Origin of the sequence: Legionella wadsworthii DSM 21896 = ATCC 33877, from assembly GCF_000701265.1 — a bacterium.
GTDB classification, from domain to species: Bacteria; Pseudomonadota; Gammaproteobacteria; order Legionellales; family Legionellaceae; genus Legionella; species Legionella wadsworthii.
On the sequence record NZ_JNIA01000025.1, the window covers coordinates 57,094 to 81,108 of the forward strand.

Consider the following 24,015-nt stretch of genomic DNA (forward strand, 5'->3'; position numbering starts at 1 on the left):
TTGAGCATCACGCTCCGGACTTATCAAAGATTATTCCGCTTCATCATAAATTATGATGCTTTGTGAGTTCTTCTGTTCCTATCCATTTTTTTTAAATGGTAATTTTCGGGGTTGGATTGCTTTACCTAAAATTTCGCTTTATTCTTTGATTTCATTATCGCCAGAGTGAATCCGAGGATGTTATGAATGCATTTATCCATCAATTAGTCGTGATTTTCGTAATTATAGCGAGCCCTTTTGTTTACTCCTCAAGCCTTGCTCCTGTTGAGATTACTTTTGATCCCAATAAACCCATTATTCTAACCAATACCAACAAACAAATCCTTTCTTTATTATGTGAACTCCATTTGGTTTCGACTGTAAATAATTCAATCTCTATTTATGTTCTTAATGGAAAAGGTTCTTTTAACGGAACAACATTCAAACAAGGGGATTTTTCAGTATGGACTTTATCTAACTTCCAACAAATTCCTGTGATGGCTTATCCCGGTACAAAAGCTCAGGTTACCAATTTAGGAACACGTCAAGTTAAAGCGGTATGTATTTAAAATTTTATGTTCCTGTTTCGCACTTCTCTGGAAGTATTTGAATCGATAATAAATTAAAATCTTATAGATTACCTTCACAACTTTAGCTATGCTCTTTGATGAAGCAGTACTATTTTCAACCAAGGAGTGGTCTATTATGAATCTTTCTATTGTAAAAGGAATCAGTATTTTATTTTTTACAATGCTGCTTTCTTTCTCTGTCTGCGCAGAGCCAGCAGATGGAACCAGTACATCAACAGGAACAACGGATGGTTCTTCTGGTGCTAATGGAAGCAATGATACTAACGAAACAAACGCAACGAGTACTGGAACAACTGGAGATTTTCAATCCCGCTGCACTGATGCCTGGATGAAAAAAGCCGATGAAGCAAAAGATAAGGTCGATTTTAAAAATTTTGGTGAGAAATTTTGTGGTTGTGCTGCAAAGCAACCCTTAGGTAATGACGCAGCAATGACAAAAGCCGCTAAACTCTGTATGTCCAGAACATTACTTCATGATGCGATGGATTCTATAGAGGATGATGTCGGCTTAAATAAAGCAAAAGATACGGATGTTGCTGATTACTGTCAGGACAAATGGGATCTCGTTCTTCCAAAGCCCACTGAAGATGACAAAAAATTAACAAACTCGTATTGCGAATGCGCAAAACCGAAATTGGTAGAGCTTCTGAAAAAAGCAAACGATATGACTGATAAACAATATGATGATGAAATTGATAAGATTGCTGATGCATGCGCTGACAGTGCAGTATCTTCCAATCCTTCTCAATAGATCCCCCCTTTTACTTACAGCCTGAGTTTTTATTGAAACTCAGGCTGCCTTCATCATCCCAAAAAGTAGTGCTATGATTGCTACCTTTTGAAAACTAAAATAGCGCGCATGAATTACACACAATATGGTTATCGATTCAAGTACCTTTCTAATCACGCCGGATACTCCTGGTTATTCTTACCGGGAGGACCGGGTTTGGGATCGGAATATCTTCACAGTTTGTGTCATCAATTACATTTACCCGGATCCATTACCCTGATAGATTTTCCTAAGGACGGCACAAATACTCAAGGAGTGCTGAATATTAAGTTTTGGCAAGAAGGATTAATTGATTTATTACAAAACTTTTCCAAGCCTGTATTAGTAGCCCATAGTTTTGCTGGTATGTTCGCTCTGAATTTACCCGAATTAAAGAATTATTTAACTGGCCTGGTATTGATGAATACCACGACTAAAAACAGTTTTTTTGAACACGTGAGTGCCATGCAATTGCAACATCATCTGCCTGATCTGATTCCTGCCGCAAGCCAATATCATTTATCTCCTTCCAATGAAACATACAAAGAGTTTTGGAAAACATATAAATATTACTGCTTTACCGCGGAAGAAATGCAGGAAGGTGAAAAAATGATTCCTCTATTTGCATTTAATAATGCAGCTTACCATATGGCCATTGAGCATTTTTACCCTGATTATTCGTGCAAATGGTTTCCTGACTTCCCCACGATGACTATTGCCAGTGAAAACGATTATATATGCCCTCCAGAAATATTTATCGAAAACGAAGGTTTTCAAAGACAAAATGTTATCAATAAGATAATTGCCAAAGCAGGCCATGTACCCTGGATAAATTCTTTGAACCAAGTCCAATTATGTTTTGATGACTATATAGAAAAATTGAAGGAAACAACAAGCTCTTAACAGCATTTATTCTGGATCACGGCATCAAGCTCCGTGTCTAGCTGTTTTTTTCTTTCTGGTGAGCAAAAGCTTGCATGGATGCTGTTTCGGGCCAATTGCACTAGCTCCAGATCCGTTAGATTCAATGTTTCTGCTACTGCAACATAGTTTTCTTCTATATAGCCCGAAAAATAGGCAGGATCGTCTGAATTAACCGTAACCTGCAAACCCATATTCAACATTTTTTTAAGCGGATGGTCTTGCAAGGTTTTAAAAACACAAAGCTTCACATTAGATAAAGGACAGACAGTTAGTGGCATTTTTTCGCTTATTAAACGCGCGGTAAGTCCATTATCTTCTAAACAACGCACACCGTGATCCACACGCGAGACTTTTAACAGATCAAGAGCTTCTTCAATGTAGGAAGGTGGTCCTTCTTCACCAGCATGGGCAACAGTGAATAACCCACAAGCTCTTGCTCTGTCAAAAACTGAAACAAAATCTCGCGGAGGATGATTGCGTTCAGCAGAATCTAATCCTACAGCGATAAATTTATCCTGATATTTCAAAGCATTCTCTAAAGTATCTAATGCATTCTTAGAGAATAAATCTCTTAAAAAACATAAAATCAACTCGAACTTATATGATATTGTTTTTGTGCTTGGATTAAGGCCTGATGAATCCCTTGAATCACCACACCAATAGGAATGTCCCGTGAAGTATGCGTCTGTGGATCAAAGAAAAGTTCGGTATGGCGGACGTTTTGTGGATGTATTTTTTCAATGTAAGACCAGGTTAAATCATAAAAATCCTCTTCGGTTTGCAATACATTTGTTCCAGCATAATAAAGGTTTAGGAATGATTGCAAATTCGTAAATTGGTATGCGGCTTTTAATTCGTCCCTATTTTTGTAAGGTAAAGATATTTTATTTCGTTTGGCTAGTGAAAACATTAAATCGGGTTCGAGAGTACCTTCTATATGAATATGAAGCTCAACCTTGGGTAAGGCTTTAATCAATGGATTCATTCCTAGTTCCTCTATTTAAATCAGGATTTTAAAACGGATCATTTTAAGTATAGTTCGGGTAAGCCGTTCAATGAGTGAACTAAAGATCTTTGATATTTTCTATGAAATGAATTATTTTCTTTTTCTGCAGATCGACTTTATGGTGTTAGGATGACCCATCGTCTAGTAAATAAAAATATAGATATTTATAAATATCCTAATGAACTGGAAGATAATTTAGGATCGATCACCCTGGGCGATTTACATGGTAATCCAATCAAACTCATCCATTTTCTCATTCGTCATCAAATCGTTCGATTTAAAAATGAAGTAACAAATAGAGAGGACGCCTATCAACACTTTGTAAACATTTATGGACAATATGGTGAGATGATACAAGATTATCTGGAGAACCGTACCCTATTACAATTCAGTCAAATCAAAATTGATAATGCAAAAGAACGTATTACGAACCTGGAAAAGCAATTATCCTTAATAACAAATTCCGAATTAGAACAATATAAGAACTTAATGCAATGGCAACAACAAACATTGGAGAAGTTAAAAACGGCAGAAGAAGAGCAGAAACGATTAAAACAAAAAATTAAAGAACCTAAAGAAAAACTAATACTGTGTATTAAGCAGTTCAATCAATACATGGATCAATTAGAAGTTTGCGATAATCAAACATTCATTCGGCTTTTGGGTGATGAAATTGCTGATCGAGGACATTGTGATTATTTTACCTTAAGAATGATTTGTTTATTGGCAAAAAATCATTGTCCATTGAATATACTTATCTCAAACCATGGAAGCGAATTTATTTATGCCTTTGAAGAATTAATCTCCGGCCGTTCTTTTTCTCCACAAGGATACATCGGTGATCATCAAATTCCTTCATTCTGGGGATTGAGGTTGTTACTCGAACATGAAATTATTTCTCAGGAAGAACTCATCCAATTGGTTGATGAATCTTATAAGCCTGCATTGAAAATAATGGATTATTCCTTAACCGAAAATGGTATTACCTTGTTTAGTCATGCACCTATTCGTTTTGATGCAATTCAATTGATGGCTAAAAAACTGGGTGTTCATTATGATGATGCCAAACCTGAAGCATTGGCGGCGACAATTGAAAGAATAAATTATCAATTTCAGTATTATATTGAAAATAATACCATTCACTCTTTATTCCATAATGATGCAATTCATGACAGAACTCATATGAGTGAAGAAGAAAAAATGGATTGGCCATTGATTTATTTTTTCTGGAATCGTTGGGATGAAATGAAGGAAACTGAAACTGCCAGGCCTGCTAGACATCATGGTTATGGAATCACCTATGTTCATGGCCATGATGAATATCATAGCCCGCTGCCCCATATCTATAATCTGGATACTCCTTGCGGCAAAGACTCACAAAAAAATGAAAATCAACTCATAGAGAAAACATTTAGGTTTCTATTAGAAAATCAAAAAAATTCTATAGACAAAAAGGTTTCCGAATTTTATCTCCGCAATGTTTTAAGATATAAAGTGCTTACTTCAGATGAACTCCATTTAGAAAAAAAAGGGCAAACTTATATTCAACCTGTTAAAAAAAGCAAAGTCCATGAGCTCAACGGCAGCATTCAAAAACTAGGTTTGTTGGGAACGTCTGTTACACAGACCTTGTCTTCAGCTTCTGAAATAAAAAAATCAGGCACACACTTTAGTCCAAGAGAGATGATCATAGCGAGTAAGGAACAAGAAGAAAAAAACCTACAGCTTATTCCCTACTAAAGACTTATTTTATCCCCTTAGCATATATAAATAAGAAATTTATGTCGGGCCTTAGCCCGACCATCGCACATGCTTTTAGAAATATAAAGTGTATTGATGTTTTCTTTTGAGCGAACTTATCGTTGATGTTGGAAAAACAACTTCTTATCGCCATAATTTGATGCCAACAGGTTACTTTCCAATGTGAGCGTGCCGATATGATATTCTATTCCTTGGTAATCACCATATACTTCGTAAATTGGGCCCATAGGAATTTGTAACAGAGAAATTCTAAAATCTTCACGTGAGTTTTCAGGGATTAGATTTTTGACAGAATCTGTCGGCCTAAAATAAAGACGCTCAGGATAAACTGGAATGTCTTTGTATTGCCCGTCGCTTGTCCAAGCAGCCAAATGCCACAGAGGAAGATTATTAGCAGGATCTCTTGTGAACTCAAATATTTTCTCAATAGCTGTTAAAGTCCAACTTGCAGGGTGGGGAATTTGATTGGAAAAATCTTTGGCGAAATAATTCCAATTTTCTTTCTGTCCTTCGAGCAAATTCATAACATGTAGATTTAAAGAGGCATGCCTAGAGACTAAAAACTTTATTGCCATACCTGGTATATAATTGTCTTCAGCCGGCGGTACTGCCAGAGAAAGACGTGCAATTCCGACCCCACCCGATTGATAAATTCCTGTAAAAGGATGTCCCGCAGCCGGAATAAAAGCAATTTTACCAACGGAACCATTGGCATGGATGATTTTAACCCGACCTTCCGGAAGCTCATCACTGGCATGATCAAAAGTAGGTTTTAAATTGAATAATCCCTTTAACTTTTGCAGCACCTCATTAAAACTATTACCCGTCAAAGGAGGCAAGGAATCTTCAGCATTGCTTAATGTGATCTCATTCCATAATAAAGTTTGTTTCTCTACAGCAGATAAATCCTGAAAATTGCAAGGTAACTCCGCATACAGATTAAAACTCATCAAAAAAACCAAGAGTCCATTAATTACCAAATTAAAGCAACGACGCATCAAAAACCTCCTTGTCATTTACGTTATTTTTGTCACAGAGTATACGAATTAAGGTCGCTTTTCTAATTATTTTTGAAACGATAAATTTAAGGTTTCATAAAATGATCATAAATAGCCCGGCTCGCAAGGGCTATCGCGCGACTGCGAGAATAATCGCTGGCAGATTTGGATTTAACATATACCGCAAGTGCTATATGTCCTTTGTTCTGAGGCAATGTAATAATTCCTACATCACTGACAAAGCGATATAATTTTTTTGATCCTGGGTATCTTAAATAGTCGCGTTCATAAATGGACCAGGTGCCAGTTTTATGGGCAACTTTAACATTGCCGGGCAATAATCCCCTGATTCTGCTGCGGCCGGTACGGCATTGCTCCATAATCTTCATAAGAAGATTAGTACTTGCCTCTGAAAGGGCTTGCTTTTTGTATAATTTAACGAGTAATTTGGCCATATCATTGGGGGTTGTGGTATCACGGACATCTTTTTGAAAACGTTGCCAAGCGTGCTGTTTTTCTCGAAGCGGAACTCTGTTTGAAATTTTTTGCCAGGAATATATGGGTTGCCTGTTTTTCAAAAAAGAACGATCTACATGATTGGTATCTATAAACATTTCCATAATGGAACGATTGATAGAAATATTTTGCAATCCGAGATCCTTCATACGTTTTGCCACATAACGAGGGCCGTTCACTGCCTTTAATAATGCATCACTGGCGCTATTGTCACTGTTTTTAAGTGTATGCATAAGGATTTGTTTTAAAGAAATATTTAGTTTTTTCTTTTCAAATAAATAATGGAGCCCTCCAGAACCAGGAACTGAATTTCTAGAATCCATTTTAATCATCCGATCTAAAGAATCTTTTTTTTCATCAACCCGATGTAAAAATGCCATAGCAATGGGTAGTTTTATGGTACTTGCCATAAAAAAACGTTGATTACTATTATGGGCAATGACTTTATTTTTTTCGATATAAATTGCACTAATTCCAATTATTGTGTTTGATTTTCTTTCTATTTCTTTGATTTTTTTAAGCAGCTCTGCATCACTTGGAGCAGCAACAGCATTGAATGTAAATGCAATACTAAAAAGCCAAAACCATAAACGGCTTTTTATGCCAGAGTTAAATCGCTGCGCCAGTAGTTTCATTTTTATGGGTATCCATTTCTCATTATTTTTATTCGATTCTGGTGAATAATCATCCGTAGATTTTCATTAACTTAAGTATCCCTATCAACATGTAAAATCCCTAATTAATGAAGGTGTGGTGATAAGGAATCTATTTTCTTTGCACTCGTTTTTATGCAAGAAATGGTACAAACGCATAGCAAATTTTTATTCTATTTTTATCTGGATTACAACCTTTTGCCTATTTAAAGTCATGTTGTGCAATATTTACCCGTAAAATCAAAAAGTTTTTCCATAAGAAGATAATATAAGTTTTAGCCATTCGACAAAAGGTATATTACGGAAAATATGTTTCATATATTACCAGCAAATCTTAACTCTTCACTGAAGCATCTGTTATAAAATAGGAGTTTTGCAAATAAGTAAGTAACTCCTCTTTATTCACAGGAGATTGAGTTAAGCCAATATACTTATCTGGCCGAATCAGTACCGCTGTCGATTGGTTGATATTAAAATGTTGGTGCATTTTCTGATTTTCATCTACCAGTAGCGGAATGTCCTCTGTCAATGGGATTATCTCAGAATGGGGTAATATAATATGTGTTTGAATCAAACCGCGGAATTGCTTCTTGATAGCTGCAGCGAGCTCGGTCAAGTCAAAAACATTCTTGTTGCTTAGTCCTGCAAACAATAGCAAATGATGGTTGATTCCTTGAGTCATGTCTTGCAACTCTTTTGTTTCTTTATTCTTAATTTCCATAAAAGTAAAATTAGTGAGGAATTCACCTACTTTGAATTGCGTTTTTTCACCCAAAATTTTGACTATAGGGCTTTTAGCATAGCTTATTGAAAGTTCAGCGATATCATTGAGCATGTATCTTTTAAGGGAATGAAATGACATCGCTGTTTGCAGAATGAAATTCCGGATTGTAATCAATAGCGAATGAGACATCATCATCATATGGGTCATGATACCTGTTTTTTTTAACACTTCTGCCGCTATGGGATGACGTTCCTTGTGGTAACTATCTAATAAAGATTCTTTTGCTAATCCTTTATGTACCAACGCCAATTTCCACGCCAGATTATAGATGTCCTGTAATCCTGTATTCATACCTTGTCCGCCCATAGGGCTATGTACATGGGCTGAATCCCCAGCAAAAAATAAACGCCCATAACGATAATTTTGAATTTGCTTGTGATCTATCCCAAATTGACTAATCCAATGAGGATCACTTAGCAGTACGTTATCCGAACACCGGGCTTTAAATGTTTGTTCTATATTTTCCATTGTTGGTTCCTGGTGCATGATCTTTTCTGGGGCTGTCATGACCAAACGATAGCGCTTATCTCCCATTGGGAAACAAGCAGCGGGCCCTTTCTCACTGACGTAGAGAAGAATTTTATTTTCAGGAAGAGCCCAGTCAATGCGTACATCAGCAAGCCACCAGGTTTGTTTGTATGAAGAACCAATAAATTCGGCCTGAACCAATTTTCTTAAGGTGCTGTGAGAACCATCGCAAGCAATGATCCAGCTTGCTTTGACTTCTTCGATCCGTCCATCAGAAAGTTTCAGAGTGGCTAAATTAAAGTCAGGTTCTTGCTGCACTGCAGTGAGCTCAGTTTCCCATTCAACCCGGATTCCTTTCTTAATCAGGTTTTGAAACAAAATATGCTCTGTTTTACTTTGGGGGAGATCGATCACATAAGGACGATCTACTTTAAGGGCGTTAAAGGTGGCATGGATCAGTTCTTTACCGTTGGATTTAAACATAATCCCATCAACTTGATGACCTTCAAGGAGTATTTCATCAAGAAAACCGCAATCTTTAATAAGATCTAAGGTACGAATATGTAAGGCTAAGGCTTTAGATTTATCACTTAATGTTGATTTTTTATCTACTATGCGACAATTCAACCCTTGACGAGACAATTCATTGGCACAAAACAAACCAACGGGTCCTGCTCCCACAATCAATACATCCAAGAATTTATCCGCCATAATAACTCCGTTTATCCAATATTTGATATGCACATCCATTTTAATTATCCCAAAGGAAAGTATACTATGGGATGCAAAGCTTTGCCTTTAGGACTTTATTTTATTTCATTAAAAAGCTGAGCTAATCCTTCTCGGTAGGATGGATATTGAAGATTAATCTGAAGCTCTTTTTTAATTTTTTCATTAGAAACCCGTCGATTACTTGCATAGAATTGTTGCTCCCTGGGAGACATGGAGGCTGGGTCGTAAGGAATGCAGGGTAATGGCGGCCTGTTGAGTAGTGAGGCGGCATAGGCATCAACAAGATGCGATGAAGTAGGTTCATCATCGGCCACATTGTAAATGGAGTAAGGATGGGCATTCTTTATCGTTGCAAGAATCACCGAAATAATATCGGCAACATGAATTCTTGAAAAAAATTGTCCCTCTTTATAGATACTCATTTTTTTCCCAGCAATTAACCGCTCAATAGCATTCCGATGGGGTCCATAAATACCTGATAATCTAAAAATATTTAGGTGTATATTTTGTTTTCGGGTAAAAGCCATCCATTGATTCTCAGCCTTTAATCTTAATTCACCTTGTAGACCCATTCTTTTAGGTTCTGATTCTTCATTCACCCAATCACCGTGGTGATCTCCATAGACACTTGTTGAAGAAAGATATCCTATCCATTGGATATTTTTTTTATGTTGCTGGATCAAACCTGAAAAATTAGAAAGTACCGGATCACCGATTTTTTCTAAGGGAGGAGTGCATACCAGGATATGGGTTGCTTCTTTTAGATAAAATGATATTTCTTCTTCGCAAAAGTTTATAAGCGTGTAACTTTCTTTAGCGCTTTGCACAATTTTTTTTTCATCGCGAGTTGTGCCTACGACGCGAATATTCATTTGCAGAAGTTCTCGAGCTAAAAATTCAGCGGTATAACCAAAGCCAAAAATAAAAAAAGAAGTAGATTTCATTTGAACCATTTTTGAATTATTTCCTACACTCCAATGTAACTTGTCAGCAACAGTAGAACCCAATGTTTTCCCTAATAAAAGACTTAAATCCATGAATTAGTTAGCAAATTTTGCGGATTACATCCGCATTTTTATCATTAATTCGTTTGGTATACCGATTCTCTATGCCAATTGGAGGCATTTTTACTTTCAAGAACCAACCGCATCACTCGATTGACAAAATCAGGACCGGGATCTTCTTTATCCGTTTGATAATTTGGATCACGTTCAAGCCAAAAAGGTGTTTTTTTAAACTGTAAATACTCATTATGTCCTAAGACATACTTTATTCCTGGATATTTCTTTTTTAAATAACAAATGAGAAACGCGTTCGCTTTAGTTTGTGCTTCCGTTAAATCGTCTTTGCTATCTACGCCCCCTATATTCTCAATACCAATGGCATAGTGATTTAAGCCTATGACATGTCTTGCCATCCATTTTTCCGGCATGAGCTGATAAATCGATCCGTCACGGTCAACTACAAAGTGGCTTGACACATTCAAATTACCAGGTAACTCCTTCAGGCGTGGGGAATTTACTGGAAAAGTGGGAGGATTAAATACTCGAAAAGTTGCCTTTAAACTAGAGATGCATGTCCAATGGACTACAATCATTTTTGGTTCAATTTCAATCGATTTGGAATCAATTCCATAATGGGTTAATTGATATTGCCGCGTCAGCTCAATACGTTTTTTATCAAATTGTATGGGGGTTTTATGAATTTCTTGGGGATCATAGCAAGAAAATGCATGTACAAGAGAACTTATAAACAATGAGCACCATAGTAATGTTTTCATATTATTTTTTTAGTACCATAAAATAGGCAGTCACATAATCAGGTAAAGAGCGAGTGGCTTTGGTAAAAGCTCCTCTACCTGGATAACTCCCCGCAAGAAAATCGACTTGATATAAATTATTTTGGAAAGCACCCCCGGTATCAGCAAAAATACCAGCGCGTGTTATTATTTTTCCTTTTTCATTGGGATATTGAACCATCAAAAGCTTCCCTAAACCAAATTGTTCAAGATCTGCAGCAAAAGTAACGCCCGTATTCACGGTAATTTTGTCATCTGCGTCTTTACCATAACCTTTAATGCCGGCAACAGGTTTAAAATACCAAAATCGTTCCTGCTGGTAAGGGTCTTTGGTTTTATCGTAGGCAATATTGTTGCATCGATGCACATTGAAAGTTTTCCTTTGGTGGTTTGACCCGCCAAAATCGGCAATTACCGTACCTTGCATTAACGCGGCTTCTAAATCTTCTCTAGATAAATAAGCAAGGACAGGGACTTTTTTATCCACCAAGGCGCCCTTCAATATCGCTTGTTTCCCATAGCGAAAACGTGTTAAAGCAGGATTTTTATTTGCCTCTTCCAAGGTGAGCAACGCTTCATCTCGAGGAAGCCCATACAGAGCAAAAGGATAAGCAACACTGAACTTGCTGGATGCATGAGCTCGATGAACATAATATTTTGTCATTAATATTTTATCTTTTGGTAAATGTGCAATCAGGGATTTTTTCAACTTAAGTGCATTCGCCTGCGCCAAATCAGGATACCAACGGATAAACTCAAAGTGTTTCTTTATGAAAGCGGGATCATTTAATTGATTTTGATGTCGGCAAATAAATGCCAAAGTTGCTTTAACTCGAGAAAGAGGCACTGGAAAAATTTTGCCATCATGAATGACATTGGGATCATACTGCACCCCTTTGTTTAAATAGGCTAAAGTTTCTTTAGCTGTGGCACATAAAGCAGGACCATTTATTTCATATTGTGCAGCAGGTAACGGCTCAGAAGCAACAAAGCGAGGAATTGCAAATGCTTTGAAATTTAATAATAAAATCAAAGAAAAGAAAACTGAAGTTCTCATATTGGTACTTTAAATTAAAAACAAAATCATACCACAGATTATGCAGGTTCCGTATGCTTGCTGGAATCTAATTGTCCTGCCCTGGAACATGGACCCCCGGATTTGTCGCGGGATGTAAAGGAGAGAACCGCATAATTATCCTAAATTATGCGGTTATTCAATATCGAGATACTTTCTACGATTTGACCACGCTGACATTTTCGATTCATAAATCAATTTTTATGCCTAATCGATCATGAGATGCCCTAAGCTGCTTCTAACTCCTCTAGCCCTGGGTCATCAGCCTTGGCGGTGAAGCGGTTAAAGTACCAGGAGCAATAAAGCGCACCTATTCCGCATCCAATTAACCCTAAAGGCAAGGCACTTAGGGTTTGCATGAGCCAGTAAGCACTGATCATGGTTAAAATGGCTGAGCCAAACATCCTTACTGTATGGATTATGGCCAGCGCCAAACCTGTATTTTCCTTGTAAGCTGATAACATGATGGACATGGTAGCAGGTGCAGTTAAACTAATTCCTAAATTACAAATTAAAGCAAATGATAAGGCATACAAATTAAACTCAAACAGGGTAGCAAACAGCAGCATGGCCAAGCCGCCGCCTATAATAAACCAACTTCCAAGATAGATTGTGGATGACATGCTGTAATATTTGCGCAGCCATATACCTAAATAGTTTCCAACAATAATGTTTAAGCCATTGATAATAAAAATAATGCCGTAAGCCAGCGGTGAAAAACCAAACTGATCGATAATAATATAGGATGAATTAATTACCGAAAGCATAACTGCTGCGAAACTAAACATCATAACCAATGAACCGCTCCATAATGAAGGGGATGGCATGATTTCAAGATAAGCTTTGATAACGTTCTTGATAAGAAATGGTTCTTTAGGTTGTTGCCAAAAAGGAGATTCAAACAGTCCTTTACGGGATTGCAGCAAAAGCACGATAGCAATAAATGCCATCAAAATGAAATTGGCCTGCCATCCGCAATAGGTAAAAATCAGAGAACCAAAAACCGGAGCAAGAATAGGAGATATGGAAACAATCATGGACACGTAGGATAAAACCTTTGCCCGCTCCACAGTATCTTCAAAATCTCGGGAAATGGAAAAAGCAACCAGATTGGCACAACACAAAGAAAAACCCTGTAACGCTCTCCCCAAAATAAGTATCCAGATATTCGGAGCAAAAGCACATATTAAACTTGCTATAAAGGCAATACACAAGCTTGCTGGCAATAATTGACATCTGCCAAAATGATCGATCAAGGGTCCCCAGGCGAGTTGGGCCACGCCAAAAACAAACAAATAAACACTTAAAGTGAGTTGACTCAAGCAATGCGTGGTACCAAAGATGTTGGAGATATAAGGTAGTGACGGTTGATAAAGATCAAAGGTGAGTAAAGAAAATGCTGATAACAAGCCAATAAGTAAAATAGAAGTTCTTTGCTGGTACATAAGCGGTTATTGATGTAAAAAGTGACGGGGATTATAGAGAAATCTTTTTGATTTGGCTCTACATTTGATAAAAAATATTGCAGCCTCAGAAAACAGGCACGTATGGTTTAACCTTCTCCGTGCCCATTTTTCACTCGAACGGTATCTTTTGTCTGCCAATTTAACCTTGGCGAATCAGATAATTACTCCCTGCATGAATAACTTTTTTCATGCCGCTGTCTTGATTTGGATCCGGTTGGCATGCTTTAAAAGAATCTTTGATTGAGGCGATGTTAAGAGGTACTACTGAGGGACTGTCTGTCTCTAAATAACCATCTTCATTTTTAAAAATTGTAAAATGATCCGTTGCAAATTCCTGGCATTCAGTTAAAGTTTCATCCTGACATATTGAGAACTTAGCGGATCGTTCCACTCGAAAGGAATCACCAACCTCATCTGCGAAAACAATATCCCCATAGATGACGCTATGACGGGTTCCGCAAAAATAGAAGCCAAACTTGTATTGACCATTTTCAACAACATCAGTGCGAATATATCGTCCTTCTCCTTTGGCCAAACCATTTAGTGTAATAATATGACGAACTTCCTCTTTAGGTCCGGGTTTTGCAACTGCCAAACCGGTTAAAGCCAATCCCATAACAAAAAAAGTGATTCTTTTCATTTTTATTCCTTAATCAGAAAAACATTCCCACAGGAAACGTGTCTTCATGGTGAGACAATTTACCCAAACATCAGTTCGTGTAGAAATTTTCAACAAACCGACATCGCAACTCATTATCCTAATAAAAGAAGGATTTGAAAAGATAATATATTTGTACTTTTTGACCAATTTTATACGCATTAGTTTCAAGATAAATCTGAAAAATCATGTAAGAAAAACAAACTTGCTGGACAAGACAAGTCTCTGTGGGGATAATTACCGTTTTTTCATTTGATTAGAACATGACAGCTCCGCTCATAGAAATCAAGAATGTATATAAATCCTACGGTGAAACTCCTATATTGAAGGATGTCTCCTTAAGCGTGCATCACGGAGAATTTTTAACCTTACTGGGACCTTCAGGTTGCGGCAAAACGACTTTATTACGCCTTATCTCGGGTTTTGAATATCCCACTCGCGGTGAAATTTACATCAATGGTCAATGTATTAATCAATTACCACCACAAAAACGGGATGTACATACTGTTTTTCAAAGTTATGCCCTTTTTCCTCATTTATCCGTTTTTGAGAATGTTGCCTTTGCCTTGCGTTGTAAAAAGGTTCCTGATCAAGAAATTAAAGAAAGAGTTTTAGACACTTTAAGGCTTGTTCAACTAGAGGGTTTTTCAGAACGCAATATTAAACAACTGAGTGGCGGACAACAACAACGTGTTGCGATTGCAAGAGCCATTATCAATAAACCTCAGGTGTTGTTATTGGATGAGCCATTAAGCTCTTTGGATTATAGGCTAAGAAAAGCCATGCAATCGGAATTAAAACAATTGCAGAAAACCTTAAATATGACTTTTATTTTTGTAACGCACGATCAGGAAGAAGCCTTGTCCATGTCTGATCGAATTGTTGTTTTCAATCACGGTCATATCGAACAAATTGGCACACCTAAATGCGTTTATGAAACTCCTGCAAATTTGTATGTCGCCAAGTTTATCGGTGAGGCCAACATTTTTGAGGTTAAAGTCCAATCAGTAAAAGATCAGGATCTTATGACAGTCGTTGAAAACATTCCACTTTATTGTAGGAATAGCAGCAATTTCCAGGTCGGCAATCGACTGCATTTGATAGTACGCCCCGAGGACATAAGGGTTTGGAGCTTAACTGAGGTCACCAAAACAGAAGGAATGCTACCCGGCCGTATCATTGATATCATTTACAAAGGATCAACGGTTGATCTCAAAGTAGCGCTGACATCAGGGAAGGTCATTCACGCCTCTGAATTTTTTGACGAGGACGATGATAAATTGGAATACACACTTTCTGAAGAAGTATGGGTGCAATGGCTACCCGGTTGGGAGGTACTATTGCCTTATGAAGAATAAAGCATTTGCACTGTACACATTATATTTCTGGTTATTTGTATTTGGTCTTTTTCCTTTATTGATGATGTTCTCCGCAAGTTTTCTTTCCAAAAACAGCCAACATCTGGTGACTTTGCCTTTTACTTTGGATAATTATACGTCTCTATTTAGCCCCGTTTTTGCAAAAATTTTTTTGCGTTCTTTTTTTATTGCCTGCATCACGACCCTATTCTGTTTGATCATTGCTTATCCTTTTAGTTATTTAATGGTTAAAGCAAAACATCAATCTATTTTATTGCTGTTGATTATCATTCCATTTTGGACCAGTTCATTAATAAGAACTTACTCCCTGATTGCCATACTTAAATATCAAGGCATTTTAAATACGCTCTTATTAAAATTGCATTTAATCCATACCCCTTCATCGTTGTTGTACACAAATTTTGCTGTGATTACTGGTTTGATTTATAACTTATTCCCATTTATGGTTTTGCCTATTTATACAAATATGGAACGTTTTGATTTTCGATTATTTGAAGCAGCTAAAGATTTGGGGGCAAACAGGTGGTTTGTATTTACTCGTGTCTTCTTACCCAATACAGCACCAGGGATTTTATCAGGATGTTTGCTCGTCTTATTGCCCGCCATGACATTATTCTATATACCTAATGTTTTGGGCGGGGCGCGATCTATTTTGCTAGGGAATTTAATACAAAATCAATTTCTTGTTCTGGGTGATTGGCCAAAAGGTTCAGCGACTAGCGTCATGCTGACTTCATTGCTGCTTTTATTATTCGTAATTTTTAAGCGTCAAAAGAGCAGGAGTGCCGGATGAATGCCACAATGAAGCGTCTTTTTCTTTTTATGGTTTACGCCTTATTATACATACCTATTGCTGTCTTGGTTTTGTATTCTTTTAATGATGCAAAATTCTCACTCCAATGGCATGGGTTTTCTTTAAAATGGTATGACGAGCTGTTTCATGATCGGGGCTTGTGGACCGCTTTTTTTAATTCTATTGTCCTTGGCCTACTCTCAGCACTCATTGCAACGACTCTGGGTTTGTTAGCTACCATCCATTTATTTTTATTTCGTTCAAAACATCGAAAAATTTTATATTCCGTTTTGCTGTCGCTGATCATTATTCCGGATTTGGTTCTTGGTGTTGCCCTATTAATTTTCTTTAACATAACTCAAGTTCCGATTGGCTTTTTTAGTTTATTAATTGCTCATATAACATTCTGCCTGCCTTTTGTTATTGTCACCCTAAGTGCACGGATGAATAGCTTAAACCCAAATGTATATTTTGGCGCACTGGATTTGGGAGCGAGTCATTATATTGCATTAACCCGTATCCTGTTGCCTTTATTATGGCCTGCTGTTTTAAGTGTTTTTCTATTGAGTTTTACCTTATCTTTTGATGACGTCATTATCAGCTATTTTGTTGCTGGACCTGATTTTTCTATTTTGCCTTTAACGATTTATTCTTTAGTACGTGCAGGAGTTACCCCTGAATTGAATGCTTTATGTTCGATCACCTTTATATTGTCCATGGTTCTTGTCATTATTTCTCATCGTTTATCAGGGAAACCCATATGAAATGCATCTTCATAGCATTTTTCTTTTTTGCTTTTAAAGTTTATTCTGCCCCTGTTGTAAATGTATATGCCTGGGGGGGAGAAATTCCAAAAAAATTGGTTCAGGATTTTGAAAAGGAATCTGGTATCAAAGTTCACTTTTCTACCTACGACAGCAATGAAACCATGTATGCCAAACTCCAGGCGAGTCGGCAGACTGTCTATGATGTGATTCTTCCATCCGCGTATTTCGTGGAACGCATGAAACGGCAGGGAATGTTGGAACGTCTTGATCCTCATGAATTACCCAATTTAAAGAATCTAGATGCCCGTTTTGTGAATAATGAATATGACCCGGGTAACCAATTCAGCGTACCCATCATCTGGGGCGCAACAGGGATTTTTTTCAATGATAATTGGGTATCTCAACCGCCTAAAAAGTGGAACGATTTATGGAATCCAAAATGGCGTCAACAATTAATGCTCTTGGATGACTCTCGTGAAATTTTCGCCATTGCCTTGATGAGTTTAGGATTTAATCCCAATGATACCAATCCAGAACATATCAAAAAAGCCTACACACACTTACTGGATCTTGTTCCCAATATCAAATTATTTGCCAGTGACAGCATACAAGCCATCATGATTGATGAGGATGCACTCATCGGATCGTCCTGGAATGGAGATGCATTTAAAGCGCATGAAGAAAATAAGGCCATTGAGTTCATCTATCCAGAAGACGGTTTTGTTATTTGGGTTGATTGTTTGGCAATCCCCAAAAATCCACCTCACAGAAAAGAGGCACTGCAATTCATTAACTTCATGCTTAAAGCAGAAGCCAGTGTGCAAATTGCCTTGAGGGAAGGACATGCCATTACCAATGCAAAAGGCCGGGCTTTATTACCTGTATCCATACAAAATAATCCCATGGTCTATCCTTCGGCTGAAATTATGGCAAAAGGTCAATTCCAAAGAGATGTCGGAGAAAAGACATTATTGCTTTATAACCAATATTGGGAACATTTAAAATTGGCATTTTAGCTTTGGGAGACTTTTGCAGTAAGAGTCCCTCCAATCTCTTTTTGTGGGTTGAAGACATTTATGATAGAATAATATTTATACATTAGGGGTGCCAACTTTGGCTGAGAGGATGAACCAACCCTTTGAACCTGATCTCATTCGTCTGAGCGGAGGAAAATGTGTCTCTCGTTTTATTTTCTGGTACTGTCGCCTTCATTACTTCTTTTATAGGCTTATTACCGCAAATCATTAAATCTTTAAAAACAAGATCAACTCAAGACCTCTCGATGATCATGTTAATTAATTATCTGATTTGCTCTTTAGCCTGGATTATTTATGGAAGCGGTACAAACTCCTTTTTTGTTATAAGTTCTAATATTGTGGGATTAATTGTTAGTTTGATTCTCATTTTTTTGAAAAGATATTATGATGCAAGATGTAATTAATTTATCGGGTTACCAATCTATTTTATGCCTGAATGGAGACTTGCCTGACTCTTCTTTCTTCATGACCACGAATTTGCCTATTATTGCAGCCGATGGCGCAGCCAACACATTATTCAAACTTGGAATCAGACCTCAATTGATTACCGGTGATCTCGATTCAGTGTGCCCAACGATTCTTGAAAACCATCCCTTTTTGCATACCCCGGATCAGGGTCAAAGTGATTATCAAAAAGCAATGAAGTATTTAGAAGAAAATGCCTTATTACCCGCAATTATTGTTGGAATTAATGGCGGACATCTGGATCATATTCTAAATAACATGAATATATTTATGGAAACAAATTGCCTCTTATATGCCCCTCCCATTAAAGGATTCGTTCTTAACAAAACCTCCAAAATGAATTGTTTATTACCTGCGCAAACAAAAATTTCTTTAATGGGAATACCTAAAGCAATCCTTTCATCAAAAGGGTTGCAATGGGAACTAAATCATACTGCTCTATCTTTTCCAGGAAACACCTCTTGTTTCAATCGCACGAAAGCGCCTGAAATTATGATAGAAGTTCATGCAGGCTCTGTATTAGTTCTGCTCTATGAACAAAGAATTGAAGATGCAGGTTTAGTGGGAACTTAATTCTCTGAGCAATCCTCTAGCTTGGTAGTCTCAATTTCCTATTTAATTCACTACAATGGAGCAACTTTTGCCTTCAGTTTTTAAGGTGACGACACTGTCTTTTGTCAAAACTTCAGAACCACACAATACATCGTCACCAAATGCCGAATGTTTTCTATACCCAAAAATATATTTTTTATTGACAGGTCCTTTGCCAGAGTAATATTTACCACGCGCACCCGATTTTTTTCCGTCCACAGTGAATCCCAAAGCTGCTGCTGTTTTTTCATTGGTTTTAACCTGTACCCTAATTGTATCCTCGGCAAATGATTGAATTGAAAAAGAAAATAAAATAATGGCACATGCCATGTTAATAGAATTTTTTACCATAATAAAACCTCCTTGTTTTATGTACTTTTACTATAAACCATTTAAGAAAAATTAAAACCAGTTCGTACAAAATGAAAATACCAAAAAGTGCATGACATTTATTTTTATCTGATAAAGAATGCATCTGGCTTTTCTTGCATTCCATCCATCATACACTATGATGAAATTATGATCATAAAGATTTAAATTTGGTTAATTTAAGCATATAAGGAGAGAATAATTTATATCGGATATCAGATTGCTATTCCAGGAGGTTAAATTTTTAAAAATAGATTATAAATTGATAAATTTAAGGAATTAAAATATGTGGTTACGCTTTCTATCAAGATCAAAACCCTCCCTACCTAGAGATGCCTTTTCCCAAATCCACGAAGTGTATGCAGCAAATAAACCAGGTTTAATTCAGGGTAGTCTGACTGGCTCTCTTTGGCGATATAGAAGTTTTAATGCAACCTTACAAACCGCTACAACACTCCCTAAATTTAAGGAGCTTCAAACCACTGCCACGGAAAATTTTAAGCTATGGGAAAAAACAAAAATTGATCCCCCAAATAAAGTTGAAGTTGCACAAGAAGATTTTGGTGAGGTCGCTTTAAAATTAACAAAAAAGTACGTTCGGATTTATTCCATATTAAACAATGCAAGTTCGTATTATCCTGGAGGTGGCGTATTTCAAGGAGGTAGTGCTCAAGAGGAAAATATGTGGCATCGCAGTACATGTCTTCTTTCCTTATTAGAGAACATAGTCCAATATGATAAGGACTATACCAAGAGCTTTATATATACCCCGGAAGGACAAGAATTGGTCGAAGGCCGAAAAAAAATGACAGAAGAAGAACAGGCTATTTATAGAGATCACTGTCCAGTATCTATTCATACAGATTATTATAAAACTTACCATAGCAGCGAGCCCAGAATTCTCTTTCGTGGTCCAGAATTATTAATTCCCAATCCGGCTGGGGAATATACTTCAAGTGGATTTGTTGCAAGCCCGGATATGAGTTATACCTTTCTTCCACCCAAGCATGTTTTTCCATTCTATGAATTAAGAACTGCTGCCCCAGAACACTTTGCGGAATCCCAATCCAAAGCGCCAAGTGTTGTTAAAGAACATAAAAATGATTTACGGAGAAGAATTTCTGCACAGCTGGATACCTTAATTTTAGTGGGGCAACCTTATGCTGTTCTTAGTGCTTGGGGTTGTGGAGAATTTAAAAATGAACCTGAGTTTGTTGCCGAAATTTATGGTGAGGAAATAGAGAAAAGATCATCATTTTTCAAACATATTGTCTTTGCAATAGTAGACTTGCCCACTCAATCCAATAATTTCAAAGTATTTGATAAAATGCTTTCGGGGATAAAACTTGGAGGTGCGAGTTCACTGAGAAGCGCTCCAAGTTTATAACACAATATTTCTCAAGAAGTTTTTATTTATTTTTCATTTTAGAATCCAGGGAGGAATCCATTCCTGATTGTCTTTCATCCGTACTCATCTCCCCTTTCTCTTCATCCCTTTCGACAGGATGGGATAAGAAACCTCGAAGCATATGAGGAGCAACGGGATTGTTGTTTGTGGTAACGGGAGGATCTTTCAAAACTTCACTACCGCCCCATGATACCAGAAGTAGCGAGCTATAGAGCAATTGAAATAAATACATAACTTGCTCCAGAATACGCTCATCATCAAAAACGAGGGCTATAGCTAGTCCAAGAATAACGGCTGAAAAAATAGCCTGCAATCCCTGAATGACTTTTTCATTCACATGAGTATCCGAGCGAAGGACTGCATATCCTGAATTAAGGACTTGAGCAAACGATATAGGTATCAATGTAACAGGACTCGTTGTATTCGTAAGTTGCATTCCTGCTTGCACTGTCAATTGGGTAACCGCGAGACCAGCATTTCCTCTTTGAGTATTTCTATGGGCAGATGAAGATTGAGGTACCCGTGCTTGCAGACGTTCCAATACACTAGAATAGGTTCCTGATGGCATAATTTTAAATCCTTTTAAGGTTGATAATAAAATAAAGGCTTACTTGCGGTACATCGGTTCACTACTGAAAACGGTTTTGGGATAAGGTTTTCCAGAAGCAATTGATCATTTTAACTCGTTTTTTTTTGATTGCAAATTGAAAGATTCATGTTTTACTGTTGAATCCCCTCAAAAGAACTGACAGCGGATGAAGTTTTGAGAATCCGAAAAAGTACGGGGTAAACCTTAGCAATACCCTATGGTTATTCGAGCCAGTTGCATCAGATTAAGGAAATAAACCATTTGACAAATTGTCTGCCTTACCAGTTTATGCCAGTCACAAACAACTGAATCGATGATTGTCTCAGTAAGGAGGTTGTTGCGGTAGTCACGCTACGGAATGAGACTTTATTATTCAGATCTTAATATAAAAGTTAAGATGAAGTATCCTGTTCAAATAATATCTTTAACTTCATAAATATGAAAATTAATTTAAAGACCTACCTACAAAAATTAAAAGTGACTGCACCCTCACTGAATGAAGCCTCTGTCGAGGAAAAGCTGGATTTTTTAAAATTAATCTATGCCGCTCATGTTCAAACGATCCCGTATTCTAACTCAGAATTAAGAGAAATATCGAAACAGCATCTAATCCAAAGAAGTCCACTCTCTTTTTTTAGTTATCCGAAGTTACTTTCTTCAGAAACTGGAGGCTATTGTTTTCAAACAGCAGCCTTATTATTTGATGCATTAACCCAGCTGGGGTATTCAGTTTCCTTATGTACCGCACGGGTTCTTCTTGGCGCCATGCCTAATGCTCCTGAAATACTTAGACTCCCACCTACCCATCTTGTATTGATTGTCGAAATAACCGATCGAAAAATTCTTCTTGACCCGGGGTTAGGATCTTCTGCTCCCCGATTTCCAATTATTGTTACCGGAGAGAATGAGGCCATCATACAAAATGATGAAGCATTTAAATTTTATCTTAGTGAGGACGTCTATGTTCTCGAGAAACAAACAAGACAAGGGTGGTTTCGCTTAATGCAGACCGATTTGGTTCCTATCAGTTTAGAAAAAGCAGCCATGAATTTATTGAAATTAGAAAGATTTCCTGAAAAGCTTCCTATCCGTGACACCAAAACTGTTTTCGGGATCATCACACAGCATGGTCGAAAAGCTTTGATATGGGATGCTCAATCCAATCAATTAAAATATTCGGCAAATCAAGGGGAAAAACACACACAGAAAGTAGTCACCTTTGAAGAAGGTCACCAGATTCTTGCGCAAGAATTTGGAATAGAACATATTTCAGCCGAATGTTTAGAAGTTTATTGTACCGAGTTATATCCCATGCCTATCAAGCCTTGGACAATTGAGTTTCCTCTCGATGCAATGGAGATGAAAAAATTACAGGAAAATTTAAATTATCACATGTAATCCATTAACTTATAGCCAATTTCATAACGCAAGTTGAGATATTTCTTACATGAATATGAGACAAAATGTAGATGATAATTTGAAACATTTTGGTATGCTTGTTTCAACGAGGAATGACAATGGATGTCTTAAAAGGATTTTATAGCATCATGGAAGACGCTATACCACAAGGATGTGGTTACCCTCCTCGTAATTTAGTCTGCAAAAAAGTCTGATTATGGTGCACATTATCAGACTTTCTTCTTTTTGGATTTTACTTTTGATCAAAAAGGGTAAAATGCTTTATTTCTCAATGAATCGCCCTGCCCCTTTGATGATGAATAGAGTCTATACTAATTAAGGGTACTCAATAAAACCCACAGACTTCAGGAAAAATGGAAGGGGGAAATTTATGCGAGGATTCTGTATTCAGGCAGCGATGTTTCAATTGCCAATCCCTTTTTTTAATCGCTTTGTCCATGACTTTTGGATTTTAAGGGAAATTGAAAGTAATGCAGTGATTGCACAACTGCATGGCCTGGCAACTTCAAGAAAAAGTGGGAACATAGTCCCTATAGGGTACAATAAAGATCATAGCTTGAGGGCTTACTGTATTGCTTACGATTCTCAATTCGCTGATGAATACAATTTGCAGCAAGGGACTTTTGCCTTACCCATACATGCGTACCGTACCGTATATTTGAAGGAGGACTGTATCCACCATTGGTTAAAAGGAGTTAATGCGATTAAAAAAATTAATGATTTGGATTTGAATTATCCCCCTTATGGATTCAAAATTCCTATATCCGAAACCATCAACAGTAACTCGATATATCATACTTTTGCGCACGTTATGGATGTTCCGATGCATACTTTTGCGGGGTTTTATCATATCGGGATACAAGCATCTCTATACGATCAGATAAAACATCATCTATAAAGGCATTGATCCTATTCCAATAAACTTTTAAAAGTATTTCAAAGCATCAAAAATTTTGGTCCATTTATCTTTACCCTTTCCATGAGTGTATGTAGGCTCCTCTTCTAATTTCTATGAATAAGG

Annotated in this window: 23 protein-coding genes, 1 pseudogene and 1 riboswitch; of the genes and pseudogenes, 13 read left to right on the forward strand and 11 right to left on the reverse strand. The window is 37.1% G+C overall.

The genetic code is table 11. The features are described from left to right. The first annotated feature begins 182 nt into the window (after nt 1-182). The 3 genes from BU07_RS0104865 (at nt 183) to BU07_RS0104875 (ending at nt 2,241) form a co-directional block, all read left to right on the forward strand. Nucleotides 183-548: a hypothetical protein gene (locus tag BU07_RS0104865; protein ID WP_031563975.1), complete on the forward strand. Its 366-nt coding sequence runs from the start codon at nt 183-185 to the stop codon at nt 546-548. Between the two features lie 136 nt (nt 549-684). Beyond that, on the forward strand, nt 685-1,320 hold the full coding sequence (locus BU07_RS16680; RefSeq protein WP_031563976.1) for a hypothetical protein: 636 nt from the start codon (nt 685-687) through the stop codon (nt 1,318-1,320). A 108-nt stretch (nt 1,321-1,428) separates the two neighbouring features. Then, nucleotides 1,429-2,241: an alpha/beta hydrolase gene (locus tag BU07_RS0104875; RefSeq protein ID WP_031563977.1), complete on the forward strand. Its 813-nt coding sequence runs from the start codon at nt 1,429-1,431 to the stop codon at nt 2,239-2,241. Here the strand turns inward: BU07_RS0104875 and BU07_RS17870 are convergent. Continuing rightward, nucleotides 2,238-3,247: pseudogene (locus BU07_RS17870) on the reverse strand (adenosine deaminase). The gene BU07_RS0104875 and the pseudogene BU07_RS17870 overlap by 4 nt on opposite strands. A gap of 150 nt (nt 3,248-3,397) precedes the next feature. Here BU07_RS17870 and wip point away from each other — a divergent pair. After that, complete coding sequence (gene wip, locus BU07_RS0104885) at nt 3,398-5,008, forward strand: Dot/Icm T4SS effector Wip (protein ID WP_031563978.1); 1,611 nt, start codon at nt 3,398-3,400, stop codon at nt 5,006-5,008. Between the two features lie 116 nt (nt 5,009-5,124). Here the strand turns inward: wip and BU07_RS0104890 are convergent, their stop codons facing one another. The 8 genes from BU07_RS0104890 to BU07_RS0104925 all read right to left on the reverse strand — a co-directional run bounded on the left by BU07_RS0104890 (nt 5,125) and on the right by BU07_RS0104925 (nt 14,159). After that, nucleotides 5,125-6,027: a hypothetical protein gene (locus tag BU07_RS0104890; RefSeq protein WP_031563979.1), complete on the reverse strand. Its 903-nt coding sequence runs from the start codon at nt 6,025-6,027 to the stop codon at nt 5,125-5,127. A gap of 86 nt (nt 6,028-6,113) precedes the next feature. Next, a complete protein-coding gene (gene bla / locus BU07_RS0104895) occupies nt 6,114-7,178 on the reverse strand; it encodes a class A beta-lactamase (protein ID WP_084157793.1) in 1,065 nt (354 codons plus the stop codon). 352 nt (nt 7,179-7,530) lie between these two features. Further along, the gene (locus BU07_RS0104900; RefSeq protein ID WP_031563981.1) at nt 7,531-9,159 is read right to left on the reverse strand and encodes an FAD-dependent monooxygenase; all 1,629 of its coding nucleotides are present in this window, start codon (nt 9,157-9,159) and stop codon (nt 7,531-7,533) included. 95 nt (nt 9,160-9,254) lie between these two features. Beyond that, complete coding sequence (locus BU07_RS0104905; protein ID WP_242601906.1) at nt 9,255-10,217, reverse strand: SDR family oxidoreductase; 963 nt, start codon at nt 10,215-10,217, stop codon at nt 9,255-9,257. Between the two features lie 44 nt (nt 10,218-10,261). Then, nucleotides 10,262-10,960, reverse strand: a complete 699-nt coding sequence (locus BU07_RS0104910; protein WP_031563983.1) for a peptidoglycan recognition protein family protein — start codon at nt 10,958-10,960, stop codon at nt 10,262-10,264. 1 nt (nt 10,961) lies between these two features. Continuing rightward, entirely contained in the window at nt 10,962-12,035 is a 1,074-nt protein-coding gene (locus BU07_RS0104915; protein ID WP_031563984.1) for a hypothetical protein, read from the reverse strand. Nucleotides 12,036-12,280: 245 nt separating this feature from the next. Continuing rightward, nucleotides 12,281-13,498, reverse strand: a complete 1,218-nt coding sequence (locus BU07_RS0104920; RefSeq protein WP_031563985.1) for a multidrug effflux MFS transporter — start codon at nt 13,496-13,498, stop codon at nt 12,281-12,283. Nucleotides 13,499-13,658: 160 nt separating this feature from the next. Beyond that, on the reverse strand, nt 13,659-14,159 hold the full coding sequence (locus tag BU07_RS0104925) for a hypothetical protein (protein WP_031563986.1): 501 nt from the start codon (nt 14,157-14,159) through the stop codon (nt 13,659-13,661). A gap of 281 nt (nt 14,160-14,440) precedes the next feature. Here BU07_RS0104925 and potA point away from each other — a divergent pair, with 281 nt between their 5' ends. The 6 genes from potA to BU07_RS0104960 all read left to right on the forward strand — a co-directional run bounded on the left by potA (nt 14,441) and on the right by BU07_RS0104960 (nt 19,191). Further along, the gene (gene potA / locus BU07_RS0104935; RefSeq protein ID WP_031563988.1) at nt 14,441-15,535 is read left to right on the forward strand and encodes a spermidine/putrescine ABC transporter ATP-binding protein PotA; all 1,095 of its coding nucleotides are present in this window, start codon (nt 14,441-14,443) and stop codon (nt 15,533-15,535) included. Beyond that, a complete protein-coding gene (locus BU07_RS0104940; protein ID WP_031563989.1) occupies nt 15,525-16,349 on the forward strand; it encodes an ABC transporter permease in 825 nt (274 codons plus the stop codon). The genes potA and BU07_RS0104940 overlap by 11 nt, the downstream gene beginning before the upstream one ends. Next, on the forward strand, nt 16,346-17,113 hold the full coding sequence (locus tag BU07_RS0104945; RefSeq protein ID WP_031563990.1) for an ABC transporter permease subunit: 768 nt from the start codon (nt 16,346-16,348) through the stop codon (nt 17,111-17,113). Before BU07_RS0104940 ends, BU07_RS0104945 begins: the two co-directional genes overlap by 4 nt. Beyond that, nucleotides 17,110-18,132, forward strand: coding sequence for an ABC transporter substrate-binding protein (locus BU07_RS0104950; RefSeq protein ID WP_031563991.1), 1,023 nt, complete (start codon nt 17,110-17,112; stop codon nt 18,130-18,132). Before BU07_RS0104945 ends, BU07_RS0104950 begins: the two co-directional genes overlap by 4 nt. A gap of 74 nt (nt 18,133-18,206) precedes the next feature. Then, nucleotides 18,207-18,304: riboswitch (TPP riboswitch) on the forward strand. Beyond that, a complete protein-coding gene (locus tag BU07_RS0104955) occupies nt 18,291-18,557 on the forward strand; it encodes a SemiSWEET family sugar transporter (RefSeq protein ID WP_031563992.1) in 267 nt (88 codons plus the stop codon). Its footprint overlaps the riboswitch before it by 14 nt. Beyond that, the gene (locus tag BU07_RS0104960) at nt 18,541-19,191 is read left to right on the forward strand and encodes a thiamine diphosphokinase (RefSeq protein ID WP_035898984.1); all 651 of its coding nucleotides are present in this window, start codon (nt 18,541-18,543) and stop codon (nt 19,189-19,191) included. Before BU07_RS0104955 ends, BU07_RS0104960 begins: the two co-directional genes overlap by 17 nt. Nucleotides 19,192-19,233: 42 nt before the next feature. Here the strand turns inward: BU07_RS0104960 and BU07_RS0104965 are convergent, their stop codons facing one another. Next, complete coding sequence (locus BU07_RS0104965) at nt 19,234-19,560, reverse strand: hypothetical protein (RefSeq protein ID WP_031563994.1); 327 nt, start codon at nt 19,558-19,560, stop codon at nt 19,234-19,236. A gap of 304 nt (nt 19,561-19,864) precedes the next feature. Here BU07_RS0104965 and BU07_RS0104970 point away from each other — a divergent pair, with 304 nt between their 5' ends. Beyond that, entirely contained in the window at nt 19,865-20,965 is a 1,101-nt protein-coding gene (locus BU07_RS0104970) for a poly(ADP-ribose) glycohydrolase domain-containing protein (protein ID WP_031563995.1), read from the forward strand. A 22-nt stretch (nt 20,966-20,987) separates the two neighbouring features. Here BU07_RS0104970 and BU07_RS0104975 read toward each other — a convergent pair whose 3' ends face one another. Beyond that, nucleotides 20,988-21,554, reverse strand: coding sequence for a hypothetical protein (locus BU07_RS0104975; protein WP_031563996.1), 567 nt, complete (start codon nt 21,552-21,554; stop codon nt 20,988-20,990). Nucleotides 21,555-22,013: 459 nt separating this feature from the next. On the opposite strand from BU07_RS0104975, the gene BU07_RS0104980 reads away from it, so the two are divergent. Continuing rightward, nucleotides 22,014-22,973 (forward strand): arylamine N-acetyltransferase family protein, encoded by a 960-nt coding sequence (locus BU07_RS0104980; RefSeq protein ID WP_031563997.1) that lies wholly within the window; start codon nt 22,014-22,016, stop codon nt 22,971-22,973. Between the two features lie 391 nt (nt 22,974-23,364). Then, a complete protein-coding gene (locus tag BU07_RS0104985) occupies nt 23,365-23,892 on the forward strand; it encodes a hypothetical protein (RefSeq protein ID WP_031563998.1) in 528 nt (175 codons plus the stop codon). The last annotated feature ends 123 nt before the right edge of the window (nt 23,893-24,015 follow it).